The following is a 22593-nucleotide window of genomic DNA, read 5'->3' on the forward strand; positions in this document are numbered from 1 at the left end:
TGCCTTCCTTTGTCAGTCCGCGGTCTGTGCCGCGTGACCCCCGGCGCGTCTTTTGCTGCTCTGTCGCCGGTTGTTTCCAGAATGGATACAGAGTGTCCGTGGCCGGAAAGCGGGGGGTTTTAGGCGAATTTTAGGTGAATTAAGGCAAGTTCTGGACGTGGTGTTTCAGGCTCAAATGCCCAGTTCAGCCCTTTTTTTCCTGGTCAGCTTGGCGGTCACCAGGTCGTAGGACAGAGCAAGATGCTCTTTCAGGCTGTCATCCGAAAGGCCGGGATCATCGTGGACTTGCAGCCACTTCATCCCGCGCGAGGCAAGGTAGGGGGCCGGGCAGATACCCGGCTGATCCTGCAGGACCTCAAAGGCGATGTCGGTGGCCTTGAACGTGTAGGCGTCGCGGCCGTCGTTCCACCCGGCGATGGCAAAGACCTTGCCGCCGACCTTCCAGACGTCGGCGTTGCCCCATTGCACGACATGGGCGGTGGCCGGCAGCGACGCGCAGAAGGTCATGAACGCGTCGCGGGGTAGCATCAGACCTGGCCGCCGGCGATCTCGATGGTCTGGCCGTTCACGCTTTCGGAGCCCGGGCCGCAGAGCCAGGTGACGGCGGCGGCGACCTCTTCGGGCAGAATGAGGCGCTTGTGGCGGTTGGCGTCGACCATCATGGAGCGGGCGGTGTCGGCATCGACCCCGGCGCGGGCGCTGATGGCGTCGACGTTGCGGGTGACGATGTCGGTGTCGACATAGCCGGGGCAAACCGCGTTGAAGGTGAAGGGACTGCCCAAGTAGTCCTCGCTGAGGGCGCGGACGAGGCCGATCAGGCCGTGTTTGGAGGCGGAGTAGGCGGCGGCGCCCTTGAGCCCCCTGAGGCCCGCGATGGAAGAGATCGCCACAACGCGGCCCCAGTCGGTGCCTTTCATCGAGGCCATGGCGCTGCGGATGGTCCAGAACGCGCCGTCGAGATTCGTGGACATTGTGCGGTGCCAGAAATCGGTGTCGGTTTTCGACAGGCTGCGGCCTTCGGCGATGCCGGCATTGGGCACGCAGACCTGGATGGGCCCGCGTTCGGCAACGGAGGCGGCAATGCCTTCGACCACGCTGGCCTCGTCGCGCACGTCCATGACCTGGGCGTGCAGGCCGTGGGAACTGGCGGCCTCTTCTAGAACCTCGGGGCGGCGGCCGGTGATGGTGACGTCTGCGCCGCTGCTTTGGAGGGCGCAGGCGATGGCGAGGCCAATGCCGGTGCCGCCGCCGGTGACAAGAGCGTGTTTTCCTGTAAGCGTCATGAGCGCAACTGTGCCGCAGGGCGCGCGGCTTGCCAAGAGCCGCGTTGGAAGGACTGGCAAGGCAAACTGGTATACTCTATACCAGATGTCGGGCGATTCCGAAGAGGCAGCTGTGTGGCTATGATGCTGGGATGGATCTATGTACCTTGCGAGAAGGCGACCGGCGCACGGGGTGTATCCGGGCCGGCGGTGGTCGGTCTGGCGGGGTTCGCTCTCGGCGGGGACCGGCGCGGCTGGCTGCGACGAAAGTTTCGAATGAATTTTGCGCGATACTGTGAAAAGACACGATGGTGATTTGACAGGATGCGACAATCGCTACATTTCAAGCGGGTAAAAATTGTGTGATAAGCCGTGCCCGACCATTAGGGTTCAGAAAACGACAGGCCGAGAGGCCGCCACATGTGACCGTCAGAAAACGGGGGGAGTGAAAGTTGAAGATCGGAACACCAAAAGAGGTGATGGAGGGTGAGGCGCGCGTTGCGATGACGCCGGACTCGGCCCTGCAACTTCAGAAACTGGGCCATGAATGCGCCATCGAGACCGGAGCGGGAGAGCGCGCGGGTTTCACGGATGCGGATTACAAGGAGGCCGGTGTCGAGATCATCAAGTCGCCCGCAGCCTTGTGGAAAGCCTGTGACATCATCGCCAAGGTGCGCGTTCCCACGGATACCGAGGTCAAGCGCCTGACCAAGGGCCAGACCCTTATTTCCTTCTTCAACCCGGGCGGGAACGAAGAGCAGATGAAGATCGCCGCCGAGAAGGGCGCGACCGTCATCGCGATGGAATCAGTGCCGCGGATTTCCCGTGCGCAGAAGATGGATGCGCTGTCGTCCATGGCCAATATCGCCGGCTATCGCGCGGTGATCGAGGCCGGCAACAATTTCGGCCGCTTCTTCACCGGCCAGGTAACCGCCGCGGGCAAGGTGCCGCCGGCCAAGGTGCTGGTGGTCGGTGCCGGTGTGGCGGGGCTTGCCGCGATCGGCACCTCGACCAGCCTGGGCGCGATCACCTATGCGTTCGACGTGCGGCCCGAAGTGGCCGAGCAGATCGAATCGATGGGGGCGGAATTCGTGTTCCTCGATTTCGAGGAAGATCAAAAGGACGGATCGGAAACCGGCGGTTATGCCGCGCCGTCCAGCCCCGAGTTCCAGGAAAAGCAGCTGGAAAAATTCCGCGAGATGGCGCCCGACATGGACATCGTCATCACCACGGCCCTGATCCCCAACCGGCCCGCGCCGGTTCTGTGGACCAAGGACATGGTCGAGATGATGAAGAACGGTTCGGTCATCGTGGATTTGGCCGCCGAGCGCGGCGGCAACTGCGAGCTGACCCAGAAGGACGAGAAGATCGTCACCGACAACGGCGTGACCATCGTCGGTTACACCGACTTCCCCAGCCGGATGGCGACACAGTCCTCGACGCTTTACGCCACCAACATCCGTCACATGATGACCGACCTGACGCCCGAGAAGGACGGCAAGGTCGTGCACGACATGGAAGACGACGTGATCCGGGGCGCCACTGTGACGCATGGCGGCGAGATCACCTATCCGCCGCCACCGCCCAAGGTGTCCGCCATCGCGGCGGCCCCGAAGAAGGAAAAGCCAAAGGAACTGACGCCGGAAGAGAAGAAGGCGCAGGAGGTGGCGGCCTTCAAGAAACAGACGATGAACCAGGTGGGCCTGCTGGGTGTCGGCGCGTTCCTGGTGCTGCTGGTCGGCACCGTGGCGCCGGCGAGCTTCATGCAGCACTTTATCGTCTTCGTGCTGTCGGTCTTTATCGGGTTCCAGGTGATCTGGGGCGTGGCGCACAGCCTGCACACGCCGCTGATGGCCGTGACGAACGCGATTTCGTCGATCATCATCCTGGGCGCGCTGATGCAGATCGGCTCGACCTCCTACCTCATCACGCTGCTGGCCGGGCTCGGCATCTTCATGGCGGCAATCAACATTTTCGGCGGCTTCCTGGTGACACGGCGCATGCTCGCCATGTTCCAGAAATCGTAAGGGGGTAAGGGACGATGGATTTCGGATTTACCATTGCGGCCTATGCGGTCGCGGCAGTTCTCTTCATCCTCAGCCTGGGCGGTCTGTCCGGGCAGGAAAGCGCGAAACGCGCGGTGTGGTACGGCATTGCCGGTATGGCGATTGCCGTTCTGGCGACGCTGATCGGCCCCGGCGCGGGGCTGTGGCTGGTGTCGCTGATCATGATCGCGGGCGGTGCCGTGGTGGGCTATCAGCTGGCCACCAAGGTGCAGATGACGCAGATGCCCGAATTGGTGGCAATCATGCACTCTCTCGTCGGCTTGGCCGCGGTCTTCGTGGGCTTCAACGCCGATATCGAGCTGGGGCGCGTGGCGGCGCAGTTTGCCGATGCGGGCCTGCCCTTCCCGCGGCCCGAGGAAGTGACGGCGGAAGGCGTGGCCTTTGCCAAGCAGTTCACCGGGTTCGCCGCGATCGTCGCCAAGAAGACGGCGGTGGAAGTGTCGATCCTGAAGGTCGAACTGGTGCTGGGCATCTGGATCGGTGCGGTGACTTTCACCGGGTCGGTGATTGCCTATGGCAAGCTGGCCGGCAAGGTTGACTCGGCGGCCACGAAGCTGCCGGGCGGGCATATCCTGAACGCGGCCGCCGCGGCGCTGTCGCTGGTGCTGGCGATCATGTACCTGAGCGGGTCGGGCAGCTGGACGCTTGTTGTGCTGACGCTGCTGGCGCTGTTTATCGGCTATCACCTGATCATGGGGATCGGCGGCGCGGACATGCCCGTGGTGGTCTCGATGCTGAACAGCTATTCCGGCTGGGCGGCGGCGGCTATCGGCTTCAGCCTTGGCAATGACCTCTTGATCGTCGTGGGCGCGCTTGTGGGCTCCTCGGGTGCGATCCTGAGCTACATCATGTGCAAGGCCATGAACCGGTCCTTTGTCAGCGTGATCCTGGGCGGTTTCGGCGGCGCGGGTGGTCCGGCGGCGGAAGTCGAGGGCGAACAGGTGCCGATCGATGCCGACGGCGTGGCCAACGCGCTGAACGAGGCCGACAGCGTGATCATCGTGCCGGGCTATGGCATGGCGGTGGCGCAGGCGCAGCAGGCGGTCAGCGAGTTGACCAACAAGCTGCGGGCGCAGGGCAAGGAAGTGCGGTTCGCCATTCACCCCGTCGCGGGGCGTCTGCCGGGGCATATGAACGTGCTTCTGGCCGAGGCGAAGGTGCCATATGACATCGTGCTGGAGATGGAGGAGATCAACGACGATTTCCCCGACACCGACGTGGTGATCGTGATCGGCTCGAACGACATCGTGAACCCTGCCGCGCAGGATGACCCCAACAGCCCCATCGCCGGGATGCCGGTGCTGGAGGTCTGGAAGGCCAAGAACGTGTTCGTGTCCAAGCGCGGTCAGGGCACGGGGTATTCCGGCATCGAGAACCCGCTGTTCTTCAAGGACAACACGCGGATGTTCTATGGCGACGCCAAGGACAGCGTGACGGCGTTGTTGTCGAAGATCGGGTAATCTCCGCTCGTTTGGAATTGGAGAGGGCCCGCCGGTTGGCGGGCCTTTTTCGTTGGGCCCGAGGCAGAGGTCCCGGATCAGGTCCGGGACGAGGGAAGTATTGTCGCGGTGGGTTTGAGGCGCGTGGGTTTTCACCCACCCTACGAGGGTCGCTTGATTTCCCGCGTCGGGATGGATGATGATGCAGGTGCCATTGCAGATGGCTAAATTTGCGCCAGTATACCGTTGCATTCCGCTAAGTCATTGAAAGCGCATTTAAAACTATTTTCATCCCTGGGCCGTATCGCTAATGTCCCCGGAAACGACAGGACGCGAGAGCCATGCCGCCAATTGAAGATCATCCGCTGCGATTCGAGCTGTCCAACGAACTGCACGCGCGGCCGTTTCCCAATCTGAGCGCGCCGGCGACCGGCGTGTTCCTGGCGATCAAGCGGGTCGAGGGGGCGGCGGCGCGGGACAGGGGCGATGACCTGGCGCATCTGACGGCGCTGCTGGACCGCTATGGCGCGGCGCATCCAAAGCCGGGTGCCTCGCATTATTCGGGCGATATCGGCAAGCACCATCTGAAGTGGGAGCGGCATACCGAGTTCGTCACCTATACCGCGTTCCGCGACGGGGTCAGCGACAGGCCCTTCGATCCGGCGGATTTCGAGGTGTTTCCCGCCGACTGGTTGAGCGAGGCGCCGGGGCACCGGATGACCTCGGCCATGGTACGGATCGAGACGCAGAAGGACGAAGACACGGTGCGCCAAAACATCCACGACTGGTTCGTGGCCGACAGCGTGGCCGTGGCGCGGGTCTTGGATGACAGTGCGATCATCGCGGGGGATTTCCGGATCGACCCGGCGGGACATCTGCGGTTCATGGTCAATGCCTCGGCCGATATCGGCACGCGGCGGATGGGGCGCGTGGTGCAGCGTTTGTTCGAGATTGAGACCTACAAGACCATGTCGATGCTGGGCTTTGCCCGGGTGGGCGAGATGCGGCCCGACATGGGCGCGCTGGAAGAGCGGCTGACGCATCTGATCAGCAACATGCCGGGCGGGTCGGTGGCCGCGGAGGACACGCTGGACGACCTGCTGGAGATCTCGGCCAAGCTGGAGGGGATGGTGGCGCGGTCGTCCTATCGCTTTGGCGCGACCTCGGCCTATGAGCAGATCGTGAAGCAGCGCATCACCGTGCTGCGCGAGGAGCGGTTCAACGGTCGGCAGACCTTTGGCGAGTTCATGATGCGGCGCTATGATCCGGCCATGCGCACGGTTCTGTCTACCAAGGAAAGGCTGGACGCGATGTCGGACCGGGCGATGCGGGCGGGCGAACTGCTGCGGACGCGGGTGGACGTGGAGCGCAGCGCACAGAACCAGGACCTGCTGGAGAGCATGAACCGCCGGGCAGACATGCAGTTGCGCTTGCAGCGCACGGTCGAGGGGCTGTCGGTGGTGGCGATCAGTTACTACGCGGTGTCGCTGGCGGGGTACGTGCTCTACCCGCTGACCGAGCCGACGGGGCTGTCGAAGGAGATGCTGACGGCGATCGTGGCGCTGCCGGTGGTGGCGGCGGTGTGGTGGATGATCAAGCGGGTGCGCGAGAAGTTGGACTAGCGCCGTGGGTCTTGCCAACCCGACGCGGTGTCGCGGGGCGAAGCCAAAGCGGCGTCGGTGGGACGACGGAGGTCGGCGAAGCTGACAGGAGTGGCGAAGGGGCACAGGGGCTGCCGAATCGAAAGGGGCACGTGATGTTTCAGGCTTTTGCGGGGATCTGGGCGCTGCTGATCGGGATCGTGCTGATCATGCTGGGCAACGGTATGCATTTTACGCTGATCGGTCTGCGCGGGGATATCGAGGGGTTTTCCTCGGGCGAGCTGGCGGTCGTGACATCCGGCTATTTCGTGGGCTTCCTGCTGGGGGCGCGGTATGCGCCGCGCCTGATCCGTCGGGTCGGGCATGTGCGGGTGTTCGCGGCACTGGGCAGCTTCATGTCGGCCGGACTGATTGCCTTCCCGCTGCTGGCCGAGCCGTGGGCGTGGACGCTCTTGCGCGTATTGATCGGGTTCGCCATGTCGGGGATCTATGTCACCGCGGAAAGCTGGCTGAACAACGCGGCCACGAACGAGACGCGCGGCAAGATCCTGTCGGCCTACATGATCGCGCAGACGCTGGGCATCATCGGGGCGCAGGGCCTGCTGAACCTGGGCGAGACGGCGGGGGCGTCGCTGTTCATCGGGGCGTCGATCCTGGTGTCGGTGTCCTTTGCGCCGATCCTTCTATCCGTCACGCCGGTACCGGCGGCGGAGGTGATCCGCGCGATGCCGTTGCGCGAGTTGTTCACGGGTTCGCCACTGGGCACGGTGGGGATTTTCCTGCTGGGCAGTCTGTATGCCACGCAATCGGGGATGGGCGCGGTCTATGGCGCGCAGATCGGGATGGGCAAGGGCGAGATCGCGCTGTTCATCGCGATGCTGTTCGGCGGCGCGCTGGTGCTGCAATACCCTATCGGCTGGCTGTCGGACCGAATCGACCGGCGCAAGGTGATCTTCGGCGCGGCGGCACTGGGGGCCGCGTTCTGCCTGCTGGGGTGGGCCATGGGCGGCACGTACTGGCCGTTGATGGCGGCGGCGTTCCTGACCGGGGGCGTGACGACGCCGCTGTATTCGCTGCTGCTGGCCTATACGAACGATTTCCTGCCGGTCGAGGACATGGCGGCGGCCTCGGGCGGGCTGGTTCTGACCTTCGGGATCGGGGCCATCCTTGGCCCGTTGGCGGCGGGCTGGGTGATGGACGTGGCGGGGCCGTCCGCGTTCTGGCTGGTGCTGGCGGCGGCGTTCGCGGCGATTGCGGTCTATGCCGCATACCGGATGACGAAGCGGGCGGCGACGCCGGTGGAGGAGACCGAGAGTTACCTGGGCGTGCTGCCGGCCTCGTCGGCCTTCGTGGTCGAGGCGGCGGGCGCGTGGTCGGCCGAGCAGGGTGAGGACGACGACAAGGACAATTGAGGTGCGCGCCGAGGTGGGGTGAAACCCCACCCTACGTCGGCGTTTGATGTCCCGGATCAAGTCGGGGACGGCGCAGGGAGTGGCCTCGGCCCGGTCAGAACGCTTCGGGTTTGGCCTCGCGTGCCATGTGGTCGAGCACCGCGTTGACGAAGCTGCCTTCCTTGCCCTCGGGATAGAAGCTGCGGGCGACATCGACGAATTCGTTGATGACGACCTTGACCGGCGCTTCGCCTTCGAGGAATTCCGCCCCCGCGGCGCGGAACACCGCCCGCAGGGTGGGGTCGATGCGCGCGATGGGCCACTTGGCCACCAATGCGCGGTCGGTCATCTGGTCGATCTTGGATTGCCAGTTCACGGCTTGCTCGACCAGCTTGCGGAAGAGGTCGATATCGCCGTCGGCCATTTCGATGCCTTCCTCGAATTCCTGTCCAAAGCGGAAATCGAGGAATTCGCGGATGATCGTCTCGTAGGACTGGCTGGAATGCTCCATCTGAAAGAGCGCCTGCACGGCGTAGAGCCGCGCGGCGGAGCGCATCTTGCGTTTCTGGTTGCCGGATAGTTCGGTCATGCGGTGGGGTTGTCCTTGAGCTCGCCTGCGAGCTTGTATTCCTCGGCGTCGGGCATGAAGCCGACGCCCTTGCGGGTGCCCCACTTGCGGGTGAGGGCGATAAGGTGCAGGGCGGCGGCGGCGGCGCCTGCGCCCTTGTTCATCTGCTCGGGATCGGCGCGTTCCACGGCCTGATCGCGGTTTTCGACCGTAAGGATGCCGTTGCCGATGCAAAGACCCTGCAGGCCAAGCAGGGTGATGCCGCGGCTGGAATCGTTGCAGACCGTCTCGTAGTGGGTGGTGGCGCCGCGGATGACGCAGCCAAGCGCCACGTAGCCGTCGAAGTTCGACAGGCGCTCGGCGATGCCGATGGAGGTAGGGATTTCCAGGGCGCCGGGGACCTCGATGAGGTCGAAAGTTGCGCCCGAGGCTTCGATCTCGGCGCGGGCGCCTGCGATCATCATGTCGGCGATGTCACGGTAGAAGGGGGCCACGACGATCAGCAGTTTTACCGGCTTGTCGAACGTGGCGCGGGGCAGGGTGTATTCGGTTCCGGCCATGGCGTTATCCTTCGCTGAGGGGGTGCGTGCCGACGATGCTGATGCCGTAGGCGTCGAGCCCGAGGTAGCGCGTCTTCGGGCTGTCGGTCACGAGGATCAGTTCGTGCAGGCCCATGGTGGACATGATCTGAGCACCGAGACCGGTCTGCTTGATGGTGCGCGGCGTGTCGTCCTCTTCCATTTCCGAGGCGAGGCTGGGCCGGGGCTGGCGGAAGAGGAAGACGGCACCGCGGCCTTCGCGGGCAATGATGTTCATGGCGCGGGGCAGCTTGCCGGTGGGACCTTCGGATTTGGCGTCAAGGCCGATGCCCAGCACGTCCTCGAGCGCGTTGAGCGCGTGGGTGCGGGCCAGCACGGGCTTGCCGTCCGTGATGTCGCCCTTGGACAGAACAACATGCTCGGTATCGGTGATCTGGTCGGCAAAGATGCGCATGTCCCATTCGCCGCCATGGGACGAGTTGACGGTCTCGCGCCGGACCTCGCGCACGAGGTTGTCGTGCTTGTGGCGATAGGCGATGAGGTCGGAAATGGTGCCGATCTTCATGCCGTGCGTCTTGGCGAACTCCACGAGGTCGGGCAGGCGGGCCATGGTGCCGTCGTCCTTCATGATCTCGCAGATCACGCCGGAGGGGTTGAGGCCGGCGAGCCGGGAAATGTCGACGGCGGCCTCGGTATGGCCGGCGCGCACGAGCACGCCGCCGTTGCGGGCGCGCAGGGGAAAGACATGGCCCGGTGTGGCGATATGGGCCTGGGTGTTCTGCTCGTTGATCGCGGTCGAGATGGTCAGCGCGCGGTCGGCCGCCGAGATGCCGGTGCTGACGCCCTCGCGCGCCTCGATGCTGACGGTGAAGGCGGTTTCGTGCCGCGACGAGTTGTTCACGGCCATCATCGGCAGGCCAAGGCGGTCGATGCGCTCGGAGGTCATGGGCAGGCAGATGAGACCCTTGCCGTGGGTGGCCATGAAGTTGATGACTTCGGACGTGGCGAATTCGGCGGGGATCACCAGGTCGCCTTCGTTCTCGCGGTCCTCGTGGTCGACGAGGATGAACATGCGGCCGGCACGCGCCTCGGCGATAATCTCTTTGGTGGGGGAGATCGCGGAGCGCAGTTCGGCCTCGACGGGCCCGGGTTTTTCGAAGGCTTGGGTTTCGGACATCTGGCGCCTCTGGGGTTACAGGCCCGCCAGATAGCGCAGGGGTGTGCGGAAGGCCAGAGGGGATGTCGGGTTATGGTGTCCGGCTGACGCGTTCGGGCGGATGTGACGGACGAGATGTCGCGGCGGAATGGCAACGATCAACCGGTGATGCCGGGGCTTTCCCTTGAGGATGGGGGCCAATGTGCTAATATTACAGGTGAAGCGCAAAGGAGTCGTCCAATGCCCAAGCTCATCCGCATGTATATCGTGAACGTCGCCATCGGCTTCGGCCTCGCGGCGGTGTTCGTGGGGATGTTGCTGTGGTTCGATATCGCGAACCTTTGGCATCTGGTCAGCCATTCCGACAAGGGTTGGCTTGCGGTTCTGCTGCTGTGGGTGTCGAACGGCATTGTCTTTGCGGGCGTACAGTTCGGCATCGCGGTGATGCGGATGAAGGACGACGACGATGATGACGGCCCCGGTGGCGGGTTGCGCCAGCATGTCATGCGGCAGGATCATGCGACCATCCCTGTGCGCGCGGACCAGGGCGAGCGTCCGTTCTGGAGCAAGCGCTAGAAAGCGTATCCGGTTTGAAAGGCTGAGAGGCGCACGGCGGGTTGCGTCGGGTGCCGCATAGACGTTGCGGCGCGTGGGTTTTCACCCAACCTACGTGGCGGCAAAAGGTGTGACGGGCCCGCACGCAACCGTTTGGTTATCTCATTCCCGAGGACCTGTATATACAGGTGGGCGCCGGGTAACCGGACCAGGGCCCGGACAGAGCCAGCTCCCTCGGAATTGCTTAAGGCCACCGGAATGCAACCGTTCACGAGAAGGGCAGCACCCGTCACCAGACTGAGGTAAGACGTCGGGGGCGGTGCGGCAAGGGGCTATTCCGAAGCATCCGAAATAAATCCGTAGTCGCGCAGCTGCTCGGGCAGGAGCACGTAGATCTCGTCGGGCGGGGTGGCGAGCGCGTGGGTCATGACCATCGGATCAATTCCCATCTCGTCGAGATAGAGCATGACCTCGCCCTGGCCGGCCTGGATATCCTCGACGGCGAAGGAGGCGGGCAGGATTGTGCTTTCGCCGAAATAGTGCTGGTGGACGCCGACCTGCGCCGCGTCGTCGATATCGCGGGTGGCCCCACCGGCCAGCATGTAGGGGCAGGCGGAGAAGCAGTATTCGCCGGAGAGCATTTGTGTCGTGAGGCCGGTTTCGCGGAAATGGCGCCCGAGGGCCAGCGCCTCGGTCACGGTGCCGCCGGGGGATTGCAGGATCAGGGCTTCGGGCGTGGGTGTGCTTTCCTCCAGCCGCTTCATGATGCGGTCCGCGTCGCCGGGCGCGATGCCGCCTTCGAGGCGGTAGGTGGTGCCGTCTTCCTGTGTGAGCACAAGCCGTTCGGGCAACTCGCCCGGGTCGCGCGCGGGGCGCGTGGCGGGGCGGTCACGGTCGGGGCGGAAGAGGCGGCGCTGGTCACCGGGGCGCACGGGTTCGGTCAGCCGGGGGGCGTCGGGAGCCATGCCCGGCAGCCGGAAACCCGACGCGCTGACATCGCCCAGCACCAGCATGGCGCCGATGCCGATCTGAAAGATCAGCGCGCCGGTGAGGATGCGGGCCACGGGCGGGCCGTGTTTGGATTTGGGCTTTTCGGTCGGGCCGTTCCCGGTGTCGTCGTCGCTCATGGCGTGGTTCCGGTGATGCGCTTGACCTTGTTGCGGTCCTCGCGCGTGTCATCCTCGCCGGGTTTGCGCGGGGCGGGCGTGTCCTCGATTTCATGCGCCACGGCGATGGCAGCGCGCAGTTCGGCCACGGTCATGGAGTCCTCGATATCGGTGCCGTCGCGCATCGAACGGATCATGCCGTGGGTGATCGACAGGATCAGCACCAGGACGGCGGGCAGAAGGTCGATGGCGATGGCCCCGGCCCAGGAAGGCACGAAGTTGCGGGCATAGAGGATGACCGCGTCGGCCGACGATATGGGCGTGTATGTGACCTCTGCCGCGGGTTCGAGTGCGGCCACCTCCTGGGCGGCGTTTTCCAGGGTGGCGGCGCGCTGGCCGAGGACTTCGAGAACGGAGGTGATGGTGGCGGCCTGGTCGCCGCGCCCGGCCTCAGTGCGGCTGTCGAGCTCTGGCAGAACGACGGAGGCCGAGAGATCCTGTGCGGCGCGCTCCACCAGTGGCGCGACGGTAAGCTGGCGCATCTGGGTGATGAGGCCCTGCAGGCGCACGGCGGCCTCGGAAAACTCGACCGAGCGGGCCTCGACGGGCCCGGGCTCGACCGTCAGAGCGCGCATGCGGCTGAGAATGGTATTGCCCTCGGCGAAGGCGGTGTCGACGAGCGGTGTCTGTTCGGCGATCTGTTCCTCGAGCGCGGCCAGTTCGGCGGATTTCTGGCGCAGCACGCGAAAGACGGCGCCACGGCCGGCGAGACCCGAGAGGTTGCCGGTGGCTTCCTGTTCGCTGAGATCCTCGAAGGATTGGCGGACGCGGGCGACGTCGCGGCCCAGGGCCTGTCCGGTGAGGGCAATCTCGTGGGCGCGTTCCAGGCTTTGCTGGTAGTCCTGCACGGTCTCTGCCAGGTGCTGTTCGACGGCAGCCGAGCCCGCCAGCGCGGCGGCGTTGAGCCAGCTGGACATGGCGATGATGGCGACCGAACCGAGGCCCATCGCGCCCAGGAGCCCGACGCGGGCGCGGGCGGAGGTGACGGCAGGGAAGAGGCGGAGAAGGTAGGACCAGAAGACGAAGATGCCGACCGAAACGGCGACGGAATAGGCCAGCGCCGCGAAGGTGGACATGGCGCCGGTGTCGTCCAGCAGGGAGGAGACGCCGAGATAGGTGTAGATGCCCGAAGCCACGGCCAAAACGCCGAGGGCGGTGCCCGAGAAGGTTTCCAGCCAGTCGATATGGCCTTCGAGATCGCGGGCATAGCGGGCGCCGCGGGTGCGGGAGGAGTCTGTTTTCGGATCGGGCATGGCGCACCTTTTTGCAGCGAAAGAGGGGCGCGAACGTGCCAGACCCCGGGGACATCACTATGAAATGGTTAATCAATCACACAAGACAAGCCTGCGTGATAAGCAATTCCCGTGCAGGGGGTTGTCAATGTTCACGTATTGTTCATAAATTGGCGTCATGCAGGACCATGTCAGCGAGATAATTGCGATGCAGCCCGGCCAGCTTTTGGCGCGGGGCGTGTGTCGGCATCTGCTGGGCTACGATTTCGCAACGGTGGAGGAATTTTCGCCCGAGCGGGGCAAGCGCGTGGACGTGATGGCGCTTGGACCCAAGGGCGAGATCTGGGTGGTGGAGTGCAAGTCGAGCCGTGCGGATTTCACGTCGGATCTCAAGTGGGATGGCTATCTTGAATGGTGCGACCGGTATTTCTGGGCGGTGGACGAGGCGTTTCCGACCGGTCTGTTGCCCGAGGGCACGGGACTGATCATCGCGGATGCCTATGACGCGCAGATCATCCGGATGGCGCCGGAGCACAAGCTGGCCGGCGCGCGGCGCACGGCGCTGACGCGACGCTTCGCGCGGCAGGCGGCGCTGCGGTTGCAGGGCGCGCGCGATCCGGGGCTTTGAAGGGGCCGTTTTCTTGCAAAGAAAACGGAATAGAAAATGCGTATTTTCTATTCCAAAATTTTCGCAATTTTTGGGTGCGCGCGGCTAGCGTTTCGCTTCGGCGGCCTTGGCGGCGGCGAGGATTTCCTCGGCGATTTCGCGGGCCTCGTCGGGCTCGAAATCCATCGGGATTTCGGTGGGGCCTGCCATGATGAACAGGCGGACCATGCCCTGGTCGGTGGGGCCGATTTGAAGATTCGCCTCGATGTCGCGTTCGTCGTTGATGCCCATGGCGGCCTCCTATAGCGATTCCGGGTCAGTCTGAAAAATGCATCGCTATTTTGCGTTCGCAGAGACAGCGAAATGCGATTCAGTGTTTCCCGGAAACGCTTGAATATTCGCGATGGCCTAGCGCCTTGGCCGCGCGAAGGCAAGCGGGTTGGAATGGGCGAGATCGTGTCGAAGAGGCTTGCAATCGCGGGCCGGGAAAGTTAAATCCGTGCCGCGTGCCGCCTTAGCTCAGTTGGTTAGAGCGCCTGATTGTGGATCAGGAGGTCCCCCGTTCGAGCCGGGGAGGTGGTACCATCTCCCTTTTTCGGACTGGTAATACCCGCGCGGCTAGTCCGTCGTGACCTCGATGGTCTGGCGCAACTCGCCCGTGGTCTCGTCGAAAATCAGGATCGTGTCGGCTTCGGTCACAACGGCGTACCAGCCATTGGCGCGGGTGAAGGCGGTGGGCGTCGTGCCGTCGGGCAGAGTGATCACCTTGGGCAGGGCCGGGTCGGAGGCGCTGGAGAACTTGGTGACAAAGAGCGCGACGATCACTAGAAACCCGAGAATCATCACGCCCGTCAGGACGGTCACGAGGGTGCGCAGGTAGCGCACCATTTTGGGGTCCAGCGACGGCGGCTGAGGAGTGTCGTTCATGGGCGCAGCCCCCTTGCAAACCAGTGTCACCGTGCGGATCGGGGCCGATCCGCCGCCGCGCCTTGATAAGGCGTTGGCGCGCGATGTGCCAGAGGCAGCGTCGCTGTCGCGTACGCGGCTGGCAAGGCTGATCGCCGAGGGCGCGGTGCGGGTGGGCGGTGCGGTTGTGGCGGACCCCAAGGCGAAGGTGGCCGAGGGGGACATTGTCGAGATCAGCGTGCCCGTCGCGGTTGAGGTGGACGTGGTGGCGCAGGAGATCGCGCTGGACGTGGTGTTCGAGGATGACGATTTGATCGTGATCAACAAACCTGCGGGGATGGTGGTGCATCCGGCGCCGGGCAGCCCGGACGGAACGCTGGTGAACGCCCTGTTGCACCATTTCGGCGGCACGCTGTCGGGCGTGGGGGGCGAGAAACGGCCCGGCATCGTGCACCGGATCGACAAGGACACGAGCGGCCTGCTGGTGGTGGCGAAGTCCGATCGGGCGCATCACGGTCTGGCCGCGCAATTCGAGGCGCATAGCGTGGAGCGCAAGTACCTGGCGGTGGTCCACGGGGTGCCGGATGCCGCCGATCCGCGGCTGCGCGGCGTGCGCGGGGCCAGTTTCGAGTCGGGCAACATCCTGAAACTGACGACGCAGCTGGCGCGGCACAAGACCGACCGGCAACGGCAGGCGGTGTTGTTCGAGGGCGGGCGGCACGCGGTGACGCGGGCGCGCGTTGTCACCCCGTTCGGCGCTCCGCCGCAGGTGGCGCTGATCGAGTGCTGGCTGGAGACGGGGCGTACGCACCAGATCCGGGTGCATATGGCGCATGCGGGGCATGGTCTGATCGGCGACCCGGTTTATGGTGGCCGGCGCAAGCTGAACGCGCGGGCGCTGTCGCCCGAGGCGCTGGCGGCCACGCAGGTGTTCCCGCGACAGGCGTTGCATGCGGCGCTGCTGGGGTTCGAGCATCCGGGTACGGGGGAGATGCTGCGCTTTGAGGCGGCGCTGCAGGAGGACATGGCCAACCTGCTGCAGGAACTGGGCGCGCCGGCCTGACGTTAATATGACAGCACAGCACGTGTGCGTGAGCAAACGTCACATCACTGGAAAACCGGGCCGGTTTGATTCATAAATAATTAAACCATTCGGTTCACCTGTCTTGAATCCGGGCTGATGGCTGCCCATATGGATGTTAAGACGATAAACATTGGAGGGTCACAGGGTTGAGCAATTATGCAAATCTTCCTGCGCCATCGCCCGAAGCCGGGCTGAACCGGTATTTGCAGGAAATCCGGAAATTTCCGCTTTTGGAGCCGGAAGAGGAATACATGCTGGCCAAGCGCTGGGTCGAGGAACAGGACACCGATGCCGCGCACCAGATGGTCACCAGCCACCTGCGCCTGGCGGCGAAGATCGCCATGGGCTATCGTGGCTACGGCCTGCCGCAAGCCGAGGTGATCTCGGAGGCGAATGTGGGCCTGATGCAGGCGGTCAAGCGCTTTGACCCCGAGAAAGGCTTTCGCCTGGCCACATATGCGATGTGGTGGATCCGGGCCAGCATCCAGGAGTACATCCTGCGCAGCTGGTCGATGGTCAAGCTGGGCACGACAAGCGGGCAGAAGAAGCTGTTCTTCAACCTGCGCAAGGCCAAGGCCCGGATCGGTGCGCTGGAGGACGGAGACCTGCATCCCGACAAGGTGAAGCAGATCGCGACCGACCTGGGTGTGACCGAGGACGAGGTGATCAGCATGAACCGCCGGATGTCCGGGGGCGACGCGTCGCTGAACGCCACGGTCGGTACCGAGGGCGAAGGCACGATGCAGTGGCAGGACTGGCTGGAGGACGAGGATGCCGACCAGGCCGGTGACTACGAGAAGCGCGACGAACTGGAGGCGCGGCGCGAACTGCTGGCAGAGGCGATGGACGTGCTGAACGACCGCGAGAAGGATATCCTGACGCAACGGCGGCTGAACGAGAAGGCCGTGACGCTGGAGGATCTGAGCGGGCAGTACGATGTCAGCCGCGAGCGGATCCGCCAGATCGAGGTGCGGGCGTTCGAGAAACTGCAGAAGCGCATGCGCAGCCTTGCCGCCGAGAAAGGGATGATGGCCACGGCCTGATTTTGCGACACATCGGTACGGTCACGAAAATTGGCCCCTTCCGCATGGCGGAGGGGGCCTTATTGTTTCCGGTGAGTCGGAAACGAAAGGGGACGTCCGTTGCGTACGCTGTCGATACTTTGTGTGACCGTGCTGGCCGCCTGTGCGCCGCGCCCTGCCGCGGAATACGCACCGACGGTGCCCGAGGCGCATCTCCAGACGCTCTATGTGGCCACGCAAAAGGCGCTGGACCATACCGGGTGGACCTTTGGCGCGAAACGCACGGGCCAGATGCGCTATTTCCGGGCCGATATCTCGATCCCGCCGACGCATCGGCCGGGCCATGTGGAATGGCCCGAGGGACCGCCGGATGCTGCGACGGATTTCGTGGTGGCGGCGACGGATGTCTACCCGTCCGGCGCGGCCTTTGTCGGGGATGTGAAGGCAGCGCGCCCGGGGCGGGAAACCCAGGTTTTCGTGCATGGCTACAACGTGACGCTTTCCGATGGTCTGTACCGGCTGGCGCAGATGCGCGAGGATTTCGAGGTGGCCGAGCCGTCGGTGCTGTTCGCCTGGGCCTCGGCCGGGGACCCGCGGGGGTATGTCTATGACCGCGACAGCGTGCTTTATGCCCGGGACGACCTGGAAGACCTGCTGGCCCGGCTGACCAGCGGGCCGGGGGACCGAGTGACATTGCTGGCGCATTCCATGGGCGCGCATCTTGTGATGGAGGTGATGCGGCAGGCGGCGCTGAAGGGGGACCGGCGTCTGCTGGACCGGATCAGCGGCGTGGTGCTGATGTCGCCGGATATCGACCCGGATATCTTTCGCAGGCAGGCAGAGGCGATCGGGGAGTTGCCACAGCCGTTCCTGATTTTCGTGACGCAGCAGGACCGGGCGCTGAGCCTTGCCAGCCTGATAACCGGGCGCAAGAAGCGGCTGGGCGTGATCGACGGGCCGGAGGCGGTGGCGGGCCTGCCGGTCAAGGTGATCGACTTTACCGCGCTGGCGGATGGCGAGGGGCTGGACCACGCGGTGGCGATCACCTCGCCTTCGGCGATTTCGGTGCTGAACGGGATGCTGGAGCAGGCATCCTTGGGCCGGGCTGCATTCGAGGACTACATGGTGCTGACCGCGCAGCCGTGACACGGAGCCTGCGGCATCCTATATTTGCCGTTCAGGAGGATTTTAACCATGGCCGGTGGATGGGCGCGCGACGGCGCGGTGAGTGAACAGATCGAAGCCTCGATCGAGGATGAGTTGGCGCGGATGAAGGCCGCGAAACGCCCCGTGGGCGAGAGCCTGACGCATTGTGCCGAATGCGAGGAAGAGATCCCGCAGGCGCGGCGCGAGGCGTTGCCGGGCGTGAAGCTGTGCATCGATTGTAGCCAGGAGCGCGACGGCGCGCAGCAGGCGCGGGGCGGGATCAATCGGCGCGGCTCGAAAGACAGTCAGCTCAAGTAGTCGGGTGTTGCTGGGGGCTCTGCCCCCCACGGCGAAACCGCGTTTCACCGCTCCCCCCGGGATATTTTTGGCCAGAAGAAGAGGTGGGCTCAGCGCCTTGGTGCGCGGCCGGTGAGACGGCGCCAGAGAGGGGTCACGTCGAGCGCGGCCACGGCGACGCCGAGGGGGATCATCCAGAAGCCCAGCACCGGCAGGAAGCCGAAGATCCCGCCGATGATGAGCAGGATGCCCAGCACCAGCCGCAGCCCCGGGGGCACGCGCGACCGGATGCGCACGAGGGCGCGTTTCAGGCGGTTGCGCAGGCTGTGGGGGCCGCGGGGACGGGGCAGGGTCTAGTCCTCCATCGCCTCCAGCTGGTCGATAAAGCCGGAGATCATCGACAGGCCCTTGTCCCAGAAGGCGGGGTCCGAGGCGTCGAGGCCGAAGGGGGCCAGAAGCTCCTTGTGGTGCATCGAGCCGCCCGCTTTGAGCATGTCGAAATACTTGTCCTGGAAGCCGTCGGGGTTTTCCTCGTAGACCGCGTAGAGCGCATTCACCAGACCGTCGCCGAAGGCGTAGGCATAGACGTAGAAGGGCGAGTGGACGAAGTGGGGGATATAGGCCCAGAAGGTTTCGTAGCCCTCCATGAAGTCGAAGGCGGAGCCGAGAGATTCGCCCTGCACGGACATCCAGAGGGCGCCGATGTCTTCGGACGTCAGCTCGCCGCCGCGGCGGGCATCGTGCAGTTTGCATTCGAAATCGTAGAAGGCGATCTGGCGGACAACCGTGTTGATCATGTCCTCGACCTTGCCGGCGAGCAGGACCTTGCGTTCGGCGTTGTCCTTGGCCGCATCCAGCAGTTTGCGGAAGGTCAGCATCTCGCCGAAGACCGAGGCGGTTTCGGCAAGGGTGAGGGGGGTGGAGGAGAGAAGTTCGCCCTGTTCGGCGGCCAGTACCTGGTGCACGCCGTGACCGAGTTCATGCGCGAGGGTCATGACGTCGCGCGGTTTGCCGAGGTAGTTCAGCATGACGTAGGGGTGCACGTCCGTAACGGTGGGGTGGGCAAAGGCGCCGGGGGCCTTGCCGGGCTTGACGGCGGCGTCGATCCAGCCCTTGTCGAAGAAGGGCTCGGCCAGGTCGCCCATGCGCGGGTCGAAATCGGAATAGGCGTCCATGACCATGCCGCGGGCGGTCGGCCAGTCGATCTTGCGCGGCGCTTCCATCGGCAGGGGGGCGTTGCGGTCCCAGACCTGCATCCGGTCGAGGCCGAGCCATTTGCGTTTCAATTCGTAGTAGCGGTGGCTGAGCTTGGGGTAGGCGTCGACCACGGCGTTGCGCAGGGCCTCGACTACCTCGGCCTCGACATCGTTGCTGAGGTGACGTGAGGTCTGGGCGGTGGGCATGCCGCGCCAGCGGTCGATGACCTCTTTCTCCTTGGCGGTGGTGTTGTGGACACGGGCGAAGGTGCGGATGTTGGCCTGGAAGGTGCGGGCAAGCTCGCGCGCAGCGGATTCGCGTTTTTCGCGGTCCTGTTCGGTGAGCAAGTTGAGGGTGGACTCAATGCCCAGTTCCTCGCCATCGACGTCGAACGTGAGGCCCGCGATGGTTTCATCGAAGAGCCGTTCCCAGGCGTCACCCACGACGCCGAGGTCGTGCAGGAATTTCTCCAGCTCGTCGGAAAGCTGATAGGGTTTCATCGCCTGGATGCGGCGGATGACGGGGGCGTAGCGGGCGAGATCGGCGTTCTCGGCATACATCGCTTTGAGCATGTCGGCGTCGAGCCGGTTTAGCTCGAGCGTGAAGAACACCAGCGGCGTGGTGTAATTGGTGATCTTCTCCTGGCAGTCGGAGAGGAACTTGGCCCGCTCGCCATCGGTGGTCTGCTGGTAATAGCGCAGGCCGGCGAAGGACATGATGCGACCGGCGATGGAAGAGATCTTTTCGTTGCGTTGGATGCATTCGAGGAGGCCTGCAGCGTCGAGATCGGCCAGCTTGCCTTCGTAATCGGCAGCGAAGTCGGCGCAGGCCTGTTCCAGCCAGTCGAGATCACGCTTGAGTTCGGGCGCGTCCTGCCCGGTGTAGAGGTCGTCGAGGTTCCACTCCGGCAGGTCGCCCAGGTTGTCGGAGCCGGAGGCGGCGTTGACGTCGAAGGCGGGTTTGGGGAGCTGGAACATGCGGATCTCCTGAAATGCGTGGCTGGCCAAGACATAGGGGTCGGGGCGGGCAGGCTCAAGCGGCGGATTGGACGCGGGGTCGATTGGCGAGAGTCGCGGCGCGCCTCAGATGGTGTCGGATCCCACAAGGGCACGGTGCAGGAGCAGGGCATTGGGCAAGAGCGGCGCGGTTACGCGGTGGTTCAGCCAGTAGCGGCGGGTGGTGGTCAGGGTGTCGTCGCCAACGGCGACCAACTGGCCGCTGCTGACGAGGGTGTCGAGCATCGGCACGCTGGCCAGGGCGATGCCATCCCCGGCCAGGGCGCGGCCGATGCTGTGGCCGTAGCTGCGGCAGGTTTGGACCGGGCGCGCGGAGAGGGGAGAGCCGGGCTTGCGGTCGTGCCATATGCGCCAGTTGATCCAGTCGGGCGCGAGGCGGGGATAGTCCAGCAGAGGCAGGTCGGGCCGGTCGGAAAACGTGGACGCGATGGCGGGCGCGGCGGCTGGAATGATCGTCTCGTCAAAAAGCGGCGTGCCCGTCCAGCCAGTGGGCGGGGCCTCGCCGTAATGGATAGCGAGGTCGAGCGTGTCCGCGGTAAGGGTCGAGGGATCGTCGGCGGTCAGCACATTGACATTGCAGGCATCCGAGCTGGTGGCGAAGGCCTGGAGCCGGGGATAGAGCCAGAACATCGAGACCGCGCCGTTGGCCGCGATCCGGAGTGTGCCGGTGTCGGTGACGCGCGCCGTATCGAGGGACGCCGTCAGGTAGTCGAGCGCGAGGCGCACGGGCTCTTCCAGTCGGCGGGCGGTGTCAGTGGGCACCGCGTGGCGCGCGCCGCGGTCGAAAAGCGGCGTGCCGAGCCAGTCTTCGAGCTGGCGGATGCGTTTGCTGACGGCTGCCTGGGAGACCATGAGCTCGGGGGCGGCGGCGGAGAAGCCGCCCCGTTTCATCACGGTGTTGAAGAAGATGAGACTTTCCAGAGGGGGAAGGTCTCGACGGTTCCGATTCATTCCTTGAGGTTATCCAAGAGCGCGAGAATTTCCAGCGTTTTCGAAGTGCATTGGGTCGGGTATGGAATGCATGACTTCAAGCCGAGGAGGGTGACATGGCGGAACTGGACTGGCACGCGGAGCGGGCTGACCTTGCGGATCTCGCCCTGCTGGACCGGGTGCCGGAGGACGAGGGGATCGACCTTGCGGCGGTGCGCGGCTACCGGTTGGGCCGGGTCAGGGCGGAGATGCGGAAGCGGGATATCGCGGCGGTTTTGTTGTCCGATCCGGTGAACATCCGCTACGCCACTGGGGCGCGGAACATGCAGGTGTTCAGCCAGAGAAACGCGCCGTCGCGGTACCTTTTATTGACTGAAAACCGCTCGATCCTGTTCGAATTCACCGGCTGTGCGCACCTGGCCGACGGGCTGGAAACGATTGACGAGGTGCGCGCGGCGCGTACAGCGAGTTTCGTGGCGGCCGGGCCGGATATTGCCAGGCGGGAACGGGCCTGGGCCGTCGAGATGGCGGATCTTGTGACCTCGCTGGTGGGCAAGGGGGCGACGCTGGGAATCGAGCGGTTGAATGCCGGCAGCGCGATTGCCCTGCGCGATGCAGGGCTGCGGATCGTGGATGCGCAGGAACCGGTCGAGATGGCGCGGGCGATCAAGTCGGCGGAAGAGATGAAATGCGTCAATGCCTCGCTGCGGGCGACCGAGATCGGCGTGGGTAAGCTGCGCGAGGCGATCCGGCCGGGGATGACCGAGGCGGAGCTGTGGTCGGTGCTGCACCAGTCGGTGATCGCGCAGAACGGGGACTACGTGGAGACCCGCCTGCTGAATGCCGGGGAGCGGACCAATCCATGGTTTCAGGAGACGACGGATAACGTGATCGGCACCAATGAGTTGATCGCGCTGGATACCGACGTGGTGGGGTGCCACGGGTATTACTCCGATTTCTCGCGCACCTTCCATTCGGGCCCGGGCAAGCCGAGCGTCACCCAGCGGGAGCTTTACAAGGTGGCCCATGAGCAGGTGCATCATAACATGGGCATCCTGCGGCCCGGCATGACGTTCCGCGACTATGCCGATGCGGCCTGGGATATTCCGGAGCAGTATTACGCCAACCGCTATTACCTGTCGGCGCATGGCTGCGGGATGACGGGAGAATATCCGTATCTCTATCACCACGGGGATTTCCCGGATGCGGGGTATGACGGGGTGATCGAACCGGGCATGACGCTGTGCGTCGAGAGTTATATTGGCGCGGAAGGCGGTACGGAGGGCGTGAAGCTGGAGCAGCAGGTTCTGATCACGCAAACCGGGGTGGAGCTGTTGTCGCGCTTTCCATTCGAGGACGATCTGTTGCGGTGAGGGGGTCGAGATTCTTCGTACGAAGAATCTTGGCGGAGAA

At 64.6% G+C, this 22593-nt stretch carries 23 protein-coding genes and 1 tRNA gene; 12 read left to right on the forward strand and 12 right to left on the reverse strand.

Annotated features, from left to right (window positions below):
- Positions 1 to 171: 171 nt before the first annotated feature.
- Together RBB18_RS11600 and RBB18_RS11605 are read right to left on the reverse strand one after the other, a co-directional pair.
- Entirely contained in the window at positions 172 to 528 is a 357-nt protein-coding gene (locus RBB18_RS11600) for an MmcQ/YjbR family DNA-binding protein (protein WP_306110674.1), read from the reverse strand.
- Positions 528 to 1283, reverse strand: coding sequence for an SDR family NAD(P)-dependent oxidoreductase (locus RBB18_RS11605; protein ID WP_306110675.1), 756 nt, complete (start codon positions 1281 to 1283; stop codon positions 528 to 530). Before RBB18_RS11605 ends, RBB18_RS11600 begins: the two co-directional genes overlap by 1 nt.
- Positions 1284 to 1714: 431 nt before the next feature.
- On the opposite strand from RBB18_RS11605, the gene RBB18_RS11610 reads away from it, so the two are divergent.
- The 4 genes from RBB18_RS11610 (at position 1715) to RBB18_RS11625 (ending at position 7780) form a co-directional block, all read left to right on the forward strand.
- Positions 1715 to 3289 carry a Re/Si-specific NAD(P)(+) transhydrogenase subunit alpha gene (locus tag RBB18_RS11610; RefSeq protein ID WP_103762391.1) on the forward strand — a complete coding sequence of 525 codons (1575 nt, stop codon included), beginning with the start codon at positions 1715 to 1717 and terminating at the stop codon, positions 3287 to 3289.
- Positions 3290 to 3303: 14 nt separating this feature from the next.
- Positions 3304 to 4788 (forward strand): NAD(P)(+) transhydrogenase (Re/Si-specific) subunit beta, encoded by a 1485-nt coding sequence (locus RBB18_RS11615; protein WP_274592428.1) that lies wholly within the window; start codon positions 3304 to 3306, stop codon positions 4786 to 4788.
- A 320-nt stretch (positions 4789 to 5108) separates the two neighbouring features.
- Positions 5109 to 6389, forward strand: a complete 1281-nt coding sequence (locus RBB18_RS11620) for a DUF3422 family protein (RefSeq protein WP_274592427.1) — start codon at positions 5109 to 5111, stop codon at positions 6387 to 6389.
- A 134-nt stretch (positions 6390 to 6523) separates the two neighbouring features.
- Positions 6524 to 7780 (forward strand): MFS transporter, encoded by a 1257-nt coding sequence (locus RBB18_RS11625; RefSeq protein WP_103762394.1) that lies wholly within the window; start codon positions 6524 to 6526, stop codon positions 7778 to 7780.
- A 94-nt stretch (positions 7781 to 7874) separates the two neighbouring features.
- Here RBB18_RS11625 and nusB read toward each other — a convergent pair whose 3' ends face one another.
- From nusB to ribB, 3 genes are read right to left on the reverse strand one after another with little or no spacing between them, the layout of a single operon-like run.
- Positions 7875 to 8348: a transcription antitermination factor NusB gene (gene nusB / locus RBB18_RS11630; RefSeq protein WP_103762395.1), complete on the reverse strand. Its 474-nt coding sequence runs from the start codon at positions 8346 to 8348 to the stop codon at positions 7875 to 7877.
- A complete protein-coding gene (locus tag RBB18_RS11635) occupies positions 8345 to 8887 on the reverse strand; it encodes a 6,7-dimethyl-8-ribityllumazine synthase (RefSeq protein ID WP_306110676.1) in 543 nt (180 codons plus the stop codon). Before RBB18_RS11635 ends, nusB begins: the two co-directional genes overlap by 4 nt.
- Positions 8888 to 8891: 4 nt before the next feature.
- Complete coding sequence (gene ribB / locus RBB18_RS11640) at positions 8892 to 10043, reverse strand: 3,4-dihydroxy-2-butanone-4-phosphate synthase (protein WP_306110677.1); 1152 nt, start codon at positions 10041 to 10043, stop codon at positions 8892 to 8894.
- Between the two features lie 219 nt (positions 10044 to 10262).
- Here ribB and RBB18_RS11645 point away from each other — a divergent pair, with 219 nt between their 5' ends.
- Entirely contained in the window at positions 10263 to 10598 is a 336-nt protein-coding gene (locus RBB18_RS11645; RefSeq protein ID WP_274592425.1) for a hypothetical protein, read from the forward strand.
- 311 nt (positions 10599 to 10909) lie between these two features.
- Here RBB18_RS11645 and RBB18_RS11650 read toward each other — a convergent pair whose 3' ends face one another.
- Together RBB18_RS11650 and RBB18_RS11655 are read right to left on the reverse strand one after the other, a co-directional pair.
- Positions 10910 to 11704: a hypothetical protein gene (locus RBB18_RS11650; protein ID WP_306110678.1), complete on the reverse strand. Its 795-nt coding sequence runs from the start codon at positions 11702 to 11704 to the stop codon at positions 10910 to 10912.
- On the reverse strand, positions 11701 to 12996 hold the full coding sequence (locus tag RBB18_RS11655) for a hypothetical protein (RefSeq protein ID WP_103762400.1): 1296 nt from the start codon (positions 12994 to 12996) through the stop codon (positions 11701 to 11703). The genes RBB18_RS11650 and RBB18_RS11655 overlap by 4 nt, the downstream gene beginning before the upstream one ends.
- A 157-nt stretch (positions 12997 to 13153) precedes the next feature.
- Between RBB18_RS11655 and RBB18_RS11660 the strand changes: the two genes are divergently transcribed.
- A complete protein-coding gene (locus RBB18_RS11660) occupies positions 13154 to 13603 on the forward strand; it encodes an MmcB family DNA repair protein (protein ID WP_306110679.1) in 450 nt (149 codons plus the stop codon).
- Positions 13604 to 13687: 84 nt separating this feature from the next.
- On the opposite strand, the gene RBB18_RS11665 is transcribed toward RBB18_RS11660, so the two are convergent.
- Entirely contained in the window at positions 13688 to 13873 is a 186-nt protein-coding gene (locus RBB18_RS11665) for a DUF6324 family protein (protein WP_306110680.1), read from the reverse strand.
- Positions 13874 to 14090: 217 nt separating this feature from the next.
- Here RBB18_RS11665 and RBB18_RS11670 point away from each other — a divergent pair.
- A tRNA-His gene (locus tag RBB18_RS11670) sits at positions 14091 to 14167 on the forward strand.
- A 33-nt stretch (positions 14168 to 14200) separates the two neighbouring features.
- Here RBB18_RS11670 and RBB18_RS11675 read toward each other — a convergent pair.
- Positions 14201 to 14509 (reverse strand): DUF6476 family protein, encoded by a 309-nt coding sequence (locus RBB18_RS11675; RefSeq protein ID WP_306110681.1) that lies wholly within the window; start codon positions 14507 to 14509, stop codon positions 14201 to 14203.
- Here RBB18_RS11675 and RBB18_RS11680 point away from each other — a divergent pair.
- The 4 genes from RBB18_RS11680 (at position 14508) to RBB18_RS11695 (ending at position 18058) form a co-directional block, all read left to right on the forward strand.
- Positions 14508 to 15551, forward strand: a complete 1044-nt coding sequence (locus RBB18_RS11680) for an RluA family pseudouridine synthase (RefSeq protein WP_306110682.1) — start codon at positions 14508 to 14510, stop codon at positions 15549 to 15551. The genes RBB18_RS11675 and RBB18_RS11680 overlap by 2 nt on opposite strands.
- Positions 15552 to 15718: 167 nt before the next feature.
- The gene (rpoH, locus tag RBB18_RS11685) at positions 15719 to 16615 is read left to right on the forward strand and encodes an RNA polymerase sigma factor RpoH (RefSeq protein WP_103762404.1); all 897 of its coding nucleotides are present in this window, start codon (positions 15719 to 15721) and stop codon (positions 16613 to 16615) included.
- 99 nt (positions 16616 to 16714) lie between these two features.
- Positions 16715 to 17740 (forward strand): alpha/beta hydrolase, encoded by a 1026-nt coding sequence (locus tag RBB18_RS11690; protein ID WP_306110683.1) that lies wholly within the window; start codon positions 16715 to 16717, stop codon positions 17738 to 17740.
- Between the two features lie 48 nt (positions 17741 to 17788).
- Positions 17789 to 18058 (forward strand): DksA/TraR family C4-type zinc finger protein, encoded by a 270-nt coding sequence (locus RBB18_RS11695; protein ID WP_103762405.1) that lies wholly within the window; start codon positions 17789 to 17791, stop codon positions 18056 to 18058.
- Positions 18059 to 18147: 89 nt separating this feature from the next.
- On the opposite strand, the gene RBB18_RS11700 is transcribed toward RBB18_RS11695, so the two are convergent.
- The 3 genes from RBB18_RS11700 to RBB18_RS11710 all read right to left on the reverse strand — a co-directional run bounded on the left by RBB18_RS11700 (position 18148) and on the right by RBB18_RS11710 (position 21201).
- Complete coding sequence (locus RBB18_RS11700; protein ID WP_245890432.1) at positions 18148 to 18294, reverse strand: hypothetical protein; 147 nt, start codon at positions 18292 to 18294, stop codon at positions 18148 to 18150.
- 96 nt (positions 18295 to 18390) lie between these two features.
- The gene (locus tag RBB18_RS11705; RefSeq protein ID WP_306110684.1) at positions 18391 to 20211 is read right to left on the reverse strand and encodes a M3 family oligoendopeptidase; all 1821 of its coding nucleotides are present in this window, start codon (positions 20209 to 20211) and stop codon (positions 18391 to 18393) included.
- 105 nt (positions 20212 to 20316) lie between these two features.
- Positions 20317 to 21201 carry a LysR substrate-binding domain-containing protein gene (locus tag RBB18_RS11710; RefSeq protein ID WP_306110685.1) on the reverse strand — a complete coding sequence of 295 codons (885 nt, stop codon included), beginning with the start codon at positions 21199 to 21201 and terminating at the stop codon, positions 20317 to 20319.
- Between the two features lie 95 nt (positions 21202 to 21296).
- Between RBB18_RS11710 and RBB18_RS11715 the strand changes: the two genes are divergently transcribed.
- Positions 21297 to 22553, forward strand: a complete 1257-nt coding sequence (locus RBB18_RS11715) for a Xaa-Pro peptidase family protein (protein WP_306110686.1) — start codon at positions 21297 to 21299, stop codon at positions 22551 to 22553.
- Positions 22554 to 22593 lie beyond the last annotated feature (40 nt).

The sequence above is a fragment of the Roseovarius sp. MMSF_3298 genome (assembly GCF_030733705.1).
Classification (GTDB): domain Bacteria; phylum Pseudomonadota; class Alphaproteobacteria; order Rhodobacterales; family Rhodobacteraceae; genus Roseovarius; species Roseovarius confluentis.